Source organism: Brevibacillus parabrevis (assembly GCF_003710905.1).
In the GTDB taxonomy this organism is placed as follows: Bacteria; Bacillota; Bacilli; order Brevibacillales; family Brevibacillaceae; genus Brevibacillus; species Brevibacillus parabrevis.
In genome coordinates, this window is the sequence record NZ_RHHV01000002.1 from 155,911 (window position 1) to 170,128 (window position 14,218).

11 protein-coding genes and 1 riboswitch are annotated in these 14,218 nt (G+C 54.1%); all 11 genes read left to right on the forward strand.

All coding sequences use genetic code 11. The features are described 5' to 3' along the window. Positions 1–185 precede the first annotated feature (185 nt). Entirely contained in the window at positions 186–1,154 is a 969-nt protein-coding gene (locus EDM60_RS01315; RefSeq protein ID WP_122962335.1) for an ABC transporter substrate-binding protein, read from the forward strand. 157 nt (positions 1,155–1,311) lie between these two features. Then, on the forward strand, positions 1,312–2,316 hold the full coding sequence (locus EDM60_RS01320) for a FecCD family ABC transporter permease (RefSeq protein ID WP_122962336.1): 1,005 nt from the start codon (positions 1,312–1,314) through the stop codon (positions 2,314–2,316). A 47-nt stretch (positions 2,317–2,363) separates the two neighbouring features. Then, positions 2,364–3,329, forward strand: coding sequence for a FecCD family ABC transporter permease (locus EDM60_RS01325; RefSeq protein WP_279635052.1), 966 nt, complete (start codon positions 2,364–2,366; stop codon positions 3,327–3,329). 241 nt (positions 3,330–3,570) lie between these two features. Then, positions 3,571–6,246 (forward strand): YhgE/Pip domain-containing protein, encoded by a 2,676-nt coding sequence (locus tag EDM60_RS01330; protein WP_122962337.1) that lies wholly within the window; start codon positions 3,571–3,573, stop codon positions 6,244–6,246. A gap of 123 nt (positions 6,247–6,369) precedes the next feature. After that, positions 6,370–6,568, forward strand: a riboswitch (cobalamin riboswitch). 153 nt (positions 6,569–6,721) lie between these two features. Next, positions 6,722–6,967 (forward strand): hypothetical protein, encoded by a 246-nt coding sequence (locus EDM60_RS01335; RefSeq protein ID WP_122962338.1) that lies wholly within the window; start codon positions 6,722–6,724, stop codon positions 6,965–6,967. Then, positions 6,957–8,066 carry a citrate synthase gene (mmgD, locus tag EDM60_RS01340; protein WP_122962339.1) on the forward strand — a complete coding sequence of 370 codons (1,110 nt, stop codon included), beginning with the start codon at positions 6,957–6,959 and terminating at the stop codon, positions 8,064–8,066. Before EDM60_RS01335 ends, mmgD begins: the two co-directional genes overlap by 11 nt. Before the next feature lie 39 nt (positions 8,067–8,105). Continuing rightward, positions 8,106–9,536: a bifunctional 2-methylcitrate dehydratase/aconitate hydratase gene (locus EDM60_RS01345; protein WP_409362255.1), complete on the forward strand. Its 1,431-nt coding sequence runs from the start codon at positions 8,106–8,108 to the stop codon at positions 9,534–9,536. 37 nt (positions 9,537–9,573) lie between these two features. Further along, positions 9,574–10,458 carry a methylisocitrate lyase gene (gene prpB / locus EDM60_RS01350; protein ID WP_409362254.1) on the forward strand — a complete coding sequence of 295 codons (885 nt, stop codon included), beginning with the start codon at positions 9,574–9,576 and terminating at the stop codon, positions 10,456–10,458. Between the two features lie 129 nt (positions 10,459–10,587). Then, positions 10,588–12,279 carry an acyl-CoA dehydrogenase family protein gene (locus tag EDM60_RS01355; protein ID WP_122962342.1) on the forward strand — a complete coding sequence of 564 codons (1,692 nt, stop codon included), beginning with the start codon at positions 10,588–10,590 and terminating at the stop codon, positions 12,277–12,279. 30 nt (positions 12,280–12,309) lie between these two features. After that, positions 12,310–13,098, forward strand: a complete 789-nt coding sequence (locus EDM60_RS01360) for an enoyl-CoA hydratase-related protein (RefSeq protein WP_122962343.1) — start codon at positions 12,310–12,312, stop codon at positions 13,096–13,098. 14 nt (positions 13,099–13,112) lie between these two features. Beyond that, a complete protein-coding gene (locus EDM60_RS01365) occupies positions 13,113–14,183 on the forward strand; it encodes an enoyl-CoA hydratase/isomerase family protein (protein ID WP_122962344.1) in 1,071 nt (356 codons plus the stop codon). Positions 14,184–14,218 lie beyond the last annotated feature (35 nt).

The window sequence follows — 14,218 nt, forward strand, 5'->3', positions numbered from 1 at the left end:
TTGCAGACAAGCATGCCCTGGTCTGTGGGCGCAGCTTTGCCGTAAACAAAATGACGTTAATTATCGCAATGAACTTAAAAACGTTAATCAGCACAATATTTATTTTGAAAATAGCGGTTGTTACAATAAACCCGTCCTTCATCAATAATAATTCTCATTATCATCAAGAGGGGGTAAACAAAGAAATGAGCAAAAAAAGCAGATTCAGACAGTGGGGGCATCTCGCTTGGAGTCTTGCCCTGGCATGCGCGGTCGTCCTGACCGGATGCGGCAGCAGCGAGACAAAAAATCAGGCTGCCAGCCAGGACAGCGCACAAGCTGCACAAAAACGGACAATCAAGCATGAGCTTGGCGAAACCGAGATCACCGGAGAGCCGAAACGTGTCGTGGCACTGGAGTTTTCTTTTGTCGATGCGTTGTGGGAGCTTGGTGTAACCCCTGTGGGCATTGCTCACGAAAAAGAAACCGACGTAGAGGGACTGCTCGGACAAAAGATCGAATACACGTCTGTCGGCACGCGTCAACAGCCGAATCTTGAAGTCATCAGTACGTTGAAGCCTGACTTGATCATCGGCGATTTGAACCGCCACAAGGACATTTACAAGGAGCTGCAAAAAATTGCTCCGACAATCATCCTGAAAAGCCGCAATTCGACTTACCAGGAAAACTTGAGCTCATTCACTACAATCGGGGAAGCGCTGAACAAGCAAAAAGAAGCCGAGCAGCGCCTGGTCAAGCATAAGGCTGTCATCGACGAGCTGAAAAAGAACATTCCTGCCGGAGATTCCCGCACCGTGATGCTCGGCGTGTTCCGCGCAGACTCGCTTTCGGCACACGGAGCGAAATCGTTTGACGGTGAATTGCTGGAAATGGTCGGGATCAAAAACGCCATCCAAGATGCAGCAGAACCGACCGTGAAAATCAGCTTGGAGCAAATGGTGCAGTGGGACCCGGACGTCATTTTCCTCGTGGAAGCTGACGATACGCTGCTCTCGGAATGGAAGCAAAACCCGCTGTGGAACAACATCACCGCCGTGAAAAACAAAGAAGTGTACCAAGTGAACCGCGATCTGTGGACGCGTTACCGCGGCTTGAAATCGGCGGAAAAAATCGTCACAGAGGCCAGCGAGATTTTGTACAGCAAGAAGAAGTAAAGGAAGCGCGCACGACACATGGAAAGGAAAGGGGCCGGATTGCGATCTGGTCTTTTTCTGTTTGGTTCTGATGAGAACGCATGAGGCTGCCAGAGCTTCGCAATGGCGCTGCCAAGCCTTCCATGGATCGCGTGCGCAGGAGGTGCTTACTAGCTTGATGACCATGAGACGAACGAATAAACGTTCCCTCGTTCAGACGTGTATTTGCCTGACAGTGCTGCTCGCTATCGGATTATGGCTCAGCCTGTTTACGGGTGTAGCCGCGATTCCGCTTCAGACCGTCCTCAAGCAGTGGAGCTTGGCGGAACCGTCCAAGGAGCTGCTCATTTTTCAAACGATTCGCCTGCCGCGAGCCGTTCTGGGAGCGTTGATCGGAGCGAATCTCGCCGTAGCCGGAGCGTTGATGCAAGCCATTACCCGCAATCCGCTCGCTTCGCCGCAAGTTTTTGGCGTCAATGCCGGAGCGTCGCTTGTCGTCGTCCTGGCGATCCTTTTTTTGCCTAGCATCGGTTCGGCAAACTTGATTTACTTCGCTTTTGCCGGAGCGATCCTCGGGGGCTTTACTGTACTGGGGTTTGCCTCTTCCAGAGGAATGACCAACTTGAAGATTGCGCTGGTCGGGATGGCGGTACATCTGCTGCTGACCTCCATTACAAAAGGATTGATCATTTACAATGAGCACATTTCCGACGTCATGTTTTGGCTGTCCGGCTCGATCAGCGGAGCGACTTGGGCGGATGTCCGAATGATTTTGCCCTGGTCTGTGCTTGGGCTGGCGCTTGCAGCGGGCTTGGCCGGGTCATTGTCGGTCTTTCGGCTCGGCGAGGAAGTAGCGATGGGCTTGGGGCAAAAAATAGTGGTCGTGCGGCTCTTGGCTTGTGCAGCTATTGTAATACTGGGCGGAGCGTCAGTAGCTGTCGCGGGGGCTGTCGGGTTTATCGGGCTGATGATCCCGCACATTGCCAGAAAGCTGGTCGGCACAGATTATCGCGCGGTCATTTTTGTCTCTGCCTGGGGCGGGGCTGTTTTGGTGACGTACTCGGATGTTGTCGCCCGCCTGATTTCGTTCCCGTTTGAGTCGCCGGTCGGGATTGTGACCGCTTTGCTCGGCACGCCCTTTTTTCTTTACTTGGCGCGAAAAAAAGGGAGGGAGCTGGTGTGAAGGTGGATACAACAGCAGCGAGCAGCAAACGGAGTTCGCGTAAAGCCATCGCTCTGTTTGCCCTGGCAGCGGTGACGATTGTGGCGGCGTTTCTCGGCATGAGTGTCGGTTCTGTTTACGTTGCTCCCGGCCTGATCGTGGCGATTTGGACCGGAGAGTCGTCCTCGCTGTCCTTCATTGTAGAAAACTACCGCTTGCCAAGGGCGATTCTGGCGATTTTGGCGGGAGCGGGCTTCGCGATTTCCGGAGTGATTTTGCAAGGGATGATTCGCAACCCGCTTGCTTCCCCGGATGTGATCGGAGTAACAAAAGGAGCGGGCTTGTTCGCCGTAGCGATTATTTTATTTTTCCCCCATGCATCTCCGCTCGTGCTTCCGCTGTTCGCCTTTCTGGGGGCGTTGGCCGTTGCGCTTGCCCTGATCGCGTTTGCCAGAAAGAGCGGGGCGCAGCCGAGTACATTTGCGCTCGTCGGTCTGGGGGTAGGTGCGGTTTGCCAGGCATTGACGGAATTTGTTCTGGTGAAATACCCGATGCAAGCCAACGATTCGCTCGTATGGCTGGCGGGAAGCTTGTGGGGAAAAGGCTGGGATGAAATATACGGCTTGCTGCCCTGGCTTTGTGTCCTGATTCCTGCCGCTTTCGCCTTGCATCGGCAACTGGATATTATCAGCCTGGACGAGCACAGCTCTACGGGGCTTGGCCTTAGGGTCAGCCAGTCCCGCTACGGATTGTTGCTGCTCGCAGTCGCATTGGCAGGCGCTTGCGTCGCTGCGATTGGCTCCATCGGTTTTATCGGGCTGCTCGCTCCGCAAATAGCGCGCAAGCTGTTTGGCAACCAGCACCGGATGTTGTTGCCGGGAGCGGCGATCATCGGGGCGCTGATTTTGCTCATCGCAGACGCGATCGGGCGGGGAGTGAATCCGCCAGTCGAGATTCCCGCGGGAATTTTGACAGCGCTGATCGGTGTGCCCTACTTTTTGTACCTGGTGCGGGTGGAAAAGAAGCGAACATAGCACATGCAGGCAAAAATAACCCAAGAGGAGCCGTCTGTCTTGCGAAACTAGCAAAACAGGCGGTTTTTTCGCTCTATGCGCCGCTGCCTGATCGCCAAAAGGCACAGCCCGCAAAATCATAAAATGACGGACAGGGCCAATGCTACTATTGGCAGCTTCCTTCCCGCTAATTTCCTTTTATGGTAGACTGTCATGTAAGTGTTTGACGCCCTTCATTCCTAATTAATCAGGTGGTACACACATGCGCTCTATATGGCAGATTTACAAGACGGACTGGATCAATATTTTCAAAGTACCGACGGGGATTTTCCTGATCATCGCGATCATCCTGCTTCCTTGCCTGTACGACTGGGTGAACATCAAGTCAGTCTGGGACCCGTACGCCAATACCCAAGGGGTAAAGGTTGCGGTGACGAGCGAAGACAAGGGCGCGACAGTGATGGACAAAGAGATCAATATCGGGGAAGAGCTGCTAAAAAGCTTGCAGCACAATGAAAAGCTGGGCTGGACGTTCGTGACGAAGGAAGAAGCCGAACGCGGCGTGGATCGCGGCGATTATTACGCCAGCATCCTGATTCCCGCCGACTTTTCCGCAAAGATTACCGGAATCGTCAATGGTCGGCTGGACAGGCCCGAAGTCATTTATACCGTCAACGAAAAAGTGAATGCCGTGGCTCCGAAAATCACCTCTTCGGGTGTATCGGCGATTGCCAAGCAGATCAACGAGAGCTTCACGGAAGCGGTCAGCGAAGCGCTTTTGACCAAGCTGACGGAGATTGGCGTGAAGCTGGAGGAGCAGCTGCCGACCATTCGCAAGATCGAGAGCGGCATTTTCGAACTGGAAAGCAAGCTCCCGGAGATTCATGCGGCAGGTCAGAAAGTGTTGGAGATCGAAAAAAAGCTGCCGGACATTCATGAAAAAGCGCAAATCATCCCGGAAGTGGAGAAGCGCATCCCCGAGATTAACCAGGCGGCCGATGCTCTTTTGAAGATTCAGCAAAACTGGCCGCGCATCAACGACGCTGCTTCCGCCGTCATCGCGATGGAAGAAAAGCTGCCGATGATCGATCAGGCGGTCGGGCGCATCGTCGAGCTGGACCAAAACTTCGGCAAAGTGACCAATGCGGTGACTACGGCCACGCAAAAGGCCAGTCAGGCAATTGAGATTGTTTCGGCGGCACAAAATGCCTTGCCGCGCATCGGAGAATTGGCTGACAAGGGAGTCGATTTTGCCGATCGGCTCAATCAATTTTTCACGGCGCATGACGGCGCTTTTGAAACAATCGCTCCGCTCATCAAGCAAAATCTCATTTTGGCTCAGCAGGCGTCCGATGCGCTTGTGCAACTGACAGACAGGCTGCTGCAAATCAATCCCGAACGGTTGCCTACAGCTGCCGAAGTGCAGGCTGTGTCTGACAAGCTAGGCAAAGCTGCGCGTATCGTCGAACACACCTCTGCGCTGGTCGACAAGCTGAACCGCTACATTCCGGGGCAGCCGCTGACGCCTTTTTCCGAGCGGCTCCATAAGCTGGAAGAGAAAATGCATCGGCAAATCGAGATTCTCGATACGATAGCGAAAGCGTTGGCAGACGGGAAAAAGCCCGCAAGAGACTTGATCGAGAGTCTGAATCAGTTGGCGAAAAACACGAGTGCGGAGCTGGGAGACATCCTGGCGCGCTACGATAGCGAAATCGTTCCGAAAATCGCGGAGGGCATCGAAAAGCTGAAAACAGTCGTGGGCGATTCCGCCGAACTGCTGCAAAAAGCAAAAGACAGGCTGCCGGATATCGAGGCGATTTTGAAAGAGACAAAAGCCGGACTGGAGCTGGGGCTGGCCGAACTGAAACGAATCGAGCAGGAGCTGCCGCAGATTCAGGCGCGGGTCCATGAACTGGCGCAAACGTTGCAAAGCAAGTCCGAAGCGTTTGCCAAAGCGATCCACACGGCAGCGCCGTTCCTCAAGCAGCATTTGCCAGAAATCAAGCAAAAGCTCGACCAGGCGGCTGGCTTCATCCAAAACGATTTGCCGCAAGCCGAGGCGGAGCTGACCAAGCTGGCTGACTTTGTCCGTAACAAGCTGCCGGAGGTGGAGAACGGCGTCCACAGGGTAGCCGAGCTGGTGCGCGATGATCTGCCCAAGCTGGAGAGTGCGATTGCGCAAGCGGCGGACAAGCTGAGAGAGGTCGAGGCGAACAATCACTTTGCCGATCTCGCCAAGCTGCTGCGCGGGGATATCAAGCGAGAGAGCGAGTTTTTGGCAAGTCCGGTGCAGATCAAGGAAAACCGCAAATATCCGATTCCCAACTACGGTTCGGCAATGTCGCCTTTTTACGGAGTATTGTCGCTATGGGTAGGAGCGACCTTGCTGATTTCTTTGCTCAAACCAGACCCGGAGAACCCGGACGGACGCTACAAGCCGTACCAGCTGTACCTTGGCCGTCTGGGCACATTCGTGACAATCGGGCTGTTCCAGGCACTGTGTATTACGCTCGGTGACTTTTACATTTTGGAAGCGTATGTGGCGGACAAAGTTCCGTTTGTCCTTTTCGCGATGCTCGTCAGTATGGTGTTCGTGACGATCACGTATACGCTGTTGTCGGTATTCGGCAATGTCGGCAAGGGTATCGCGATCATTTTCATGGTCTTCCAGTTTTCCAGCTCCGGGGGCACGTTCCCGATCAGCATGACGGCGCCTTTTTTCCAGGCACTCAATCCGTTTATGCCGTTCACCTACGCGATCAGTTTGTTGCGTGAAGGGGTCGGGGGCGTCCTCTGGGAGACGGCGATTCGGGATATTCTCATGCTGTGCGGCTTCATCGGCATCAGTCTGTTTATTGCGCTGGCCTTGAAACGACCGCTGAGCGGGCTGATTCAAAAATCGATGGAAAATGCGAAGAAAACGAAGATCATCGGGTAATCCGCTCGGCCATGATGCCAGCCTGTCAGTAGATGGGCTGGCTTTTTCTATGGCTGAAATATCCAATATTTAGCAAAGAAAAGAATTGTTAATTTTCAAAATAACTGATATATTGAGAGCAACTTCATACGTGTACAAACAGGTGCAGATAAATTCAACACTTTTATCTGCTTAAAAGGGAAGTTCGGTTCGAATCCGACGCTGTCCCGCAACTGTAATTGGGAGCGATTCGAAGATACCACTGTTTTCGCCAGCCGAAAATGGGAAGGTTCGAAAAGCGATGATCATAAGCCAGGAGACCTGCCTGTTTGAGCGCAACATCAATACCTACGAGGATAGGGGGTGTTAAGTGCGAGATGGATAGGCGTGTTTTTGATTTTCACAATCAGCATGCTTATTTCGGTATTCATTCGCCTCTTAACAACTTCTGCGGAAGTTGTTTTTTTGTGCGGATTTTCAGGAGGGTACGTGACGGATGAGTGATTTTTTGTTTGGAACGGTGGAGTATTTCACCAACGATTTTCAGGCGTGCATTATGAACAACTTGACGATAGAGAACCCGAGCGCGATCAAAGCGCATTACGCGAAATTAAAAGCAGAGGTCATCAGGCGAGCAGAAAATCAGGCAGATCAAGAAAAGCTTTTGCACAATCTCGACAAGGCTTATCAACGTCTAAAGGTCAACTTAATCGGGGCGGAGGATGAAGAGAATGGGAGCTGAAGAAAAGTTTTTTCCAGGTCTGGAAGGTGTAGTCGCTGCGGAAACGAGCATTTCCTTTTTGGATACGAAGCAAGGGGAAATCGTCATCAAAGGATACGATTTGATCGAGCTGTCCAAAGCGCATCGTTACTTGGATATCGTCCATCTTTTGCTGGAAGAATCGTTGCCGAACGAACAGCAAAAGCGAGAAGTGGAAGAAAAGCTGAAAGCCGAGTACGACATACCGAACCAAGTATTCGACATGCTCAAGCTGCTGCCGGAAAAAACGCATCCGATGGACGGCTTGCGCACCGGGCTTTCTGCGCTTGCCGGATACGACAGCCAACTGGACAACTGCACGGCGCAAGCCAACAAGGAGCGGGCTTACAAGCTGCTGGGCAAAGTGCCGAACATCGTCGCCAACAGCTACCGCGTGATTCAAAAGGAAGCGCTGATCGCGCCGCTGCCGGAGCTGTCGTACAGTGCGAATTTCCTGTACATGATCACGGGCAAAATCCCGTCCGACTTTGAAGAAGCCATCTTCGACCGCTCGCTTGTTTTGTACAGCGAGCATGAGATGCCTAATTCGACGTTTACGGCACGCGTCATTGCCTCGACGATGTCGGATTTGTACGGGGCGTTGACGGGGGCGGTCGCTTCCTTGAAAGGGAACTTGCACGGCGGCGCGAACGAAGCGGTGATGCACATGCTGCTTGAGGCAGGCTCGGTCAAGGAGTTTGAAGCTTTGCTGGAGTCCAAGCTGGCCAACAAGGCGCGGATCATGGGCTTCGGGCACCGCGTGTACATGAAAAAGATCGACCCGCGCGCACTGATGATGAAGGACGCCCTGAAGCAATTGTGTGATGCAAAAGGCGACGACTTGCTGTACCAGATGTGCGAGGCAGGCGAAAAAATCATGGAGCGCGAGAAGGGCATTTACCCGAATCTGGACTACTATGCCGCTCCGGTTTACTGGATGCTGGGGATTCCGATTCCGCTGTACACACCGATCTTTTTCAGCGCAAGAACAGTGGGGCTGTGCGCACACGTCATCGAGCAGCATAGCCACAACCGCCTTTTCCGTCCACGGGTCAACTACATCGGCCAACGCCACGCCTAAATCCAATCCAAGCAGAAAGGAATGAGTCGCTTGTTGAAAATGAATGATCGCACGAAAACAGACCAGTTGCTGGAGGAGATCGCAGACTATGTGCTGACGAAGGAGATTACGGGCGAGGAGGCGTTCCAGACCGCGCGCTACGTACTGTTGGACACGCTCGGATGCGGCATTTTGGCCTTGTCCTATCCCGAGTGCACGAAGCTGTTGGGGCCTATCGTCCCGGGCACAGTCGTTCCGAACGGCAGCCGTGTTCCCGGCACAGCGTATGTGCTTGATCCTGTGCGCGGAGCGTTCAACATCGGATGCATGATTCGCTGGCTCGACTACAACGATACGTGGCTGGCAGCCGAGTGGGGACATCCGTCCGACAACCTGGGAGGCATTTTGGCTGTAGCCGACTATGTGAGCCGCGTGCGCCTGGCAGAAGGAAAAGAACCGCTCGTCGTGCGCGATGTTTTGGAAATGATGGTGAAGGCGCACGAGATTCAGGGAGTGCTCGCGCTGGAAAACAGCTTGAACCGCGTGGGGCTTGATCACGTTCTGTTCGTCAAAATCGCTACGACTGCGGTCGTGACGAAGCTGCTGGGCGGGGGCCGGGAAGAGATCATTAACGCCTTGTCCAACGCATGGATCGACAATTCCAGCCTGCGCACTTATCGCCACGCGCCGAATACGGGATCGCGCAAGTCATGGGCTGCGGGAGACGCGACCAGCCGGGGCGTGCATCTGGCATTGATGGCGCTAAAAGGAGAAATGGGCTACCCGTCCGCACTGTCTGCGCCAGGCTGGGGATTCCAGGACGTTTTGTTCAACAAAAAAGAACTGAAGCTCGCTCGACCGCTCGACTCCTACGTGATGGAGCACGTGCTGTTCAAAGTATCGTATCCGGCAGAGTTCCACGCCCAAACCGCAGCAGAGTGCGCCGTAACGCTGCACCCGCAAGTCATCGACCGACTGGAAGAGATCGATTCCATCACGATTACGACTCATGAATCGGCTATCCGGATTATCGACAAGGTCGGCCCGCTGCACAATCCGGCTGACCGTGACCACTGCCTGCAATACATTACCGCCATTGCTCTGCTCAAAGGAACGATTACAGCGGAGCATTACGAAGACGAAACCGCCAGCGACTCGAGAATAGACAGTCTGCGCGCGAAAATGAAGGTGATCGAGAACAAGCAGTACACGTACGATTACCTCGATCCGAACAAGCGCTCAATCGCAAATGCGCTACAGATTCACTTCAAGGATGGAACGAAGACGGAGAACGTCGAGTGCGAATATCCGCTCGGACACCGTTTCCGCCGTCAGGAAGCGATTCCGAAGATCGAGGAAAAGTTTTCGGATACATTGCGTACCCATTTCCCAGCCGGGCAGCAGCGCAAAATCGAGCAAGTCTGCTTTGACCACGAGCAATTGGGGCAGATGCGCGTGAACGAGTTTATGAATCTGTTTTTGATCGGATAAGGAGGCGTTTGGCTTGGCGTGGATCGTGGATCAACCTATGACGCAAAAGGAGCTGGCCGAACGACTGCGCTCGCTCATGTCGGCGCCTGACATTTTGCAAATACCCGGAGCGCACGACGCAATGGCTGCTATCGTCGCCAAACAGGCGGGCTTTTCGGCTCTGTACTTGTCAGGGGCTGCCTATACCGCGAGCAGGGGCTTGCCGGATTTGGGCATCGTCACTTCATCCGAAACGGCTGAACGCGCGAAAGACCTCGTACGAGCCACCAACTTGCCTGTGCTGGTCGATATCGATACGGGATTTGGCGGCGTGCTGAACGCGGCCCGCACCGCGCGGGAAATGGTCGAAGCTCACGTCGCGGCGGTGCAGATCGAGGATCAGCAGCTTCCGAAAAAGTGCGGTCACTTGAACGGGAAGCAGTTGGTCACAACCGAAGAAATGGCGCAAAAAATCAGCGTCATGAAAGAAGTTGCCCCTACTTTACTGATTGTGGCACGGACAGATGCGCGTTCTGTGGAGGGACTGGAGGCAGCGATTGCACGAGCAGCGGCGTATGTGGAAGCGGGAGCGGATGCCATTTTTCCGGAAGCGCTGGAATCGGAGGGGGAGTTCCGTTTGTTCGCGGAAAAAATCAAGGTGCCTTTGCTCGCCAACATGACCGAATTTGGAAAAACGCCGTACTATTCGGCGCAGCAGTTTGCCGAGATGGGCTACCAAATGGTCATCTATCCCGTGACGTCGCTTCGGGCAGCCGCGAAAGCGTATGAACGCATTTTCTCAATGATCAAGACGCACGGGACGCAAAAAGCAGCGCTGTCCGACATGCAGACCCGCAGCGAGCTGTACGAGGCGATCTCGTACTACCGATATGAGGAGCTGGACAACCGGATAGCCAAGACGGTTCTCACAGACGAACAATAGCGCCAGGCACATCGTTGACGGCACACCATAAGAGGCGATGATACGCATTCTTGAGCAAAATGACTGCTTGCTGTGAATCGGATCATCGCCGTTTTTCTCGTTTGTTTGCAGGTGAAAGGAGGGGGCAGGATGGAAACAGCCGAGCTGCGCTGGTATCAGGATGGGTTTACGCCCGAAGATTTTACCGAGGAAGATCAGCTTATCGCCAAAACGACCGAGTTGTTTGTCAAACAAGATGTGGCCCCGAAAATGACGGCGATCGAGCAACACGATTATGCCGCAGGGAGTAAGTTGTTTGGCAAGGCAGGCGAGCTTGGCCTGCTCGGGATCGAGGTGCCCGAGCAATACGGCGGGCTTTCCCTGAACAAAAAAGTCGCGGGACTGGTCGCGGAAAAGATGGGGTTTGCCGGGTCGTTCAGCGTGTCCTTCAACATTCATGCAGGTGTGGGAACTTTGCCGTACGTCTATTTTGGCACGGCGGAGCAGAAGCAAAGCTACTTGCCCAAGCTCGCCGCGGGAGAATGGATCGGCGCGTACGCATTGACAGAGTCCAATGCCGGATCTGACGCGCTGCACGCGAGAACGAGCGCGGTGTTGAACGAGGATGGAACTGGCTGGATTTTGAACGGGGAAAAACAGTGGATTACAAACGCGCAGTTGGCGAATGTGTACGTTGTTTTTGCCAATACGAGCGAAGGCATGACGGCGTTTATCGTGGAACGGATGTATCCGGGAGTGTCTGTCGGGCCGGAAGAGAAAAAAATGGGGATCAAAGGCTCGTCCACGGCTACGTTGCTGTTGGAGGATGTGCATGTTCCGCAGGCAAATGTCCTCGGCAAACCGGGGCAAGGCCATCGGGTCGCGCTGAACATTTTGAACATGGCGCGGCTAAAGCTGGCGTTTTCCAACATCGGCTCGGCCAAACAAGCGCTACAACTGGCGGTCACGTACGGAAAAGTCCGCAAGCAATTTCAAAAATCGCTCGTCGACTTCACGATGATCCAGGAGAAAATCGCCAATATGGCGGTGTCCATCTACGGAGCGGAAAGCGCAGCCTACCGCACAGCCGGGGCGCTGGATGACGCTTTGCAAGCCGTAAACGACAGCGAAGACATGCTCAAAAAGCTTGCCGATTTTGCCATGGAGTGCGCGATCAATAAAGTGTACGGCTCCGAAGTGCAGGATCAAGCCGTGGACGAGGCTGTGCAAATACATGGCGGGTATGGCTACATGCAGGAATACGAGGTAGAACGTCTGTATCGCGATGCCAGAATCAGCCGGATTTTTGAGGGAACCAACGAAATCAACCGATTGACGATTGGCAAAATTTTAATGAAAAAATATGCAGGCAGCCCCGAATCACTTCCACTCTCTCCGGTGATCGCTGGCGGTGAAGCCGGGCGAAACGAACGGTTTGTCGCGTTTGCCAGACGTTTGTGTCAGCAGTCTTTGTACACGATTGGGCATTCCGCGCTACAGGTTGACCAGGAGCAAGAGTATTTGCGCCTCTTGGCTGACATCGTGAAGGACTTGTACGTCATGGAATCGGCACTGCTCCGTACGCAAAAGGCCATCCGTACGAACGGTCCGGGTAAAGAAGCGATCAAGCAAGCCGTCGCAGATGTATTGTGCGAGGAAGGGTATCGGCGGGTAGAGGAAGCGGCGATATCGCTTGTATCCGGCGCGGAGACGGATGCGCAGAAGCGGGCGGAAATCCTCCAGCAAATTCGCAATCTTCCGGTGCCCCTCTACGAAAATCTGTTTGTAAAAAAACGGGCGATTGCCAAAGAGATCACGAATCGCGCGCGTTATTTTGTGTAGCGGGAAGTGTGCAGAACGAAGGGAGGAAAGATGAACATGTACGCATTTGCCAAGGTCAAAAAGGACGCCGGAGTCACAACGGTGGAGATCAATCACGCGCCAGCAAATACGCTATCGTCGGCGTGCATTCATGAGCTGCGCGCCCTTTTTCGGGAGCTGGACCAGGATGAAGAGACGAAGGCCATCATCTTGACGGGAGCGGGCCGCTTTTTTGTAGCAGGGGCGGATATCAAGGAATTTGTTTCGGCATTCGGCGATCCGGAAAAAGCGCTTGCTCTGGCCGCGGCCGGGCAGGCTCTGTGCAACGAAGTCGAAAACATGCAAAAGCCTGTCATTGCCGCAATCAATGGCCCTGCACTGGGCGGCGGGCTGGAATTGGCGCTTGGCTGCCACTACCGGATCGCTGCACAAAATGCGATTGTAGGCTTGCCTGAGTTGAAGCTGGGCTTGATTCCGGCTTTTGGCGGAACACAGCGGCTCAGCAAAGCGGTCGGCACGGCGCTCGCGACGCAGCTCATTTTGAGCAGCAAACAGCTGACGGCGGAGGAAGCGGCCAGCCTCAACCTGGTGCAGGCTGTCGTGCCTTTGGAAGAGCTGCTGCCTACAGCGACGATCGTCGCCCAGTCGCTCATCGAAGGGAAGAGCATGACAAGTGTGACGCGAGCGCTTGCGTGCATTACGCATAGCGGTCAAGGCAGCTTGGCGGAAGGTTTGGAGAAAGAGCGGGAGAAATTCGCCGAGCTGTTCGCGACCGCAGATGCCAAAGAAGGCATCCAAGCTTTTATCGAGAAGCGGCAGCCGCAGTTTACTCATTCCTGACAGGAGGAGATTTGATGACACAAGACGTTCTGTTTTCCGTTGGCGAACACGGTCTGGCGACGATCACGCTGAATCGTCCCAAGGCAATCAATTCGCTTACGCACGAGATGATTGCAGCGATTGGACAACGTTTGCAAGAGTGGGCGAGTGATGAGCAGGTTCGGCTGGTGGTTGTAAAAGGCGAAGGGTCGAAGGGGCTTTGCGCTGGCGGGGATATCAAAGCGCTGTACGAAGCGAATACAAGTGCAGAAGCCATGGAAAAAGCTGTCCGATTTTTTGCGGACGAATATCAGGTGGACCAGTTGATTTACGAGTTCGCCAAGCCAGTGGTCGCCGTCCTCGACGGGGTGGTGATGGGTGGAGGCGTAGGGTTGACCTACGGTGCCAGCCACCGCATTGTGACGGAACGCACGAAGTGGTCCATGCCGGAAATGAATATCGGCTTTTTCCCTGATGTAGGCGCCGCCTATTTTTTGAATCAAGCGCCAGGACAAATCGGCAAGTATCTCGCCTTGACTGCCGCGATCATTCAGGCTCCCGATGTATTGTACAGCCAGGCAGCAGACGCGTATATGGCGAGTGAGCGGCTGGAATCGTTTCTGCTTGCGCTGGAGCGAAAGGATTGGTCAGCGGCGGGAGACGGAACGGAGGCTGAGTTGAACAGGCTTGTGGCTACCTATGCAGAAAATCCGGCAGGGGCAGGGAGGCTTGCCGGAGTGCGCGAGCAGATTGATCGTCATTTTGCTTTTGCCACGCTGGAGGAAATCGTTGCGTCCCTGGCAGCAGAAGAGAGCGAGTTTGCGAGAGAAACAATCGAGGCTTTGCTGTCAAAATCACCAAGCTCGCTGAAAGTCACCTTGAAGCAGCTGATTGACGGAAAAGGCAAGACGAGAGAAGAATGCTTTGCGACTGACCTCGTGCTTGCGCAAAACTTCATGCGCCATCCCGATTTTTTTGAAGGGGTGCGCTCGGTGCTCATCGACAAGGACCGCTCTCCGCGTTATGCGTACCGCACGTTGGCAGATGTTTCGCCAGAGCTGGTGGAACGGTTTTTTCAGGCGAGTGACAGTGTGGCGTCATCTTGATCGAGAAAAGTGTCTGGCTGGGAAGGAAGCTCCCG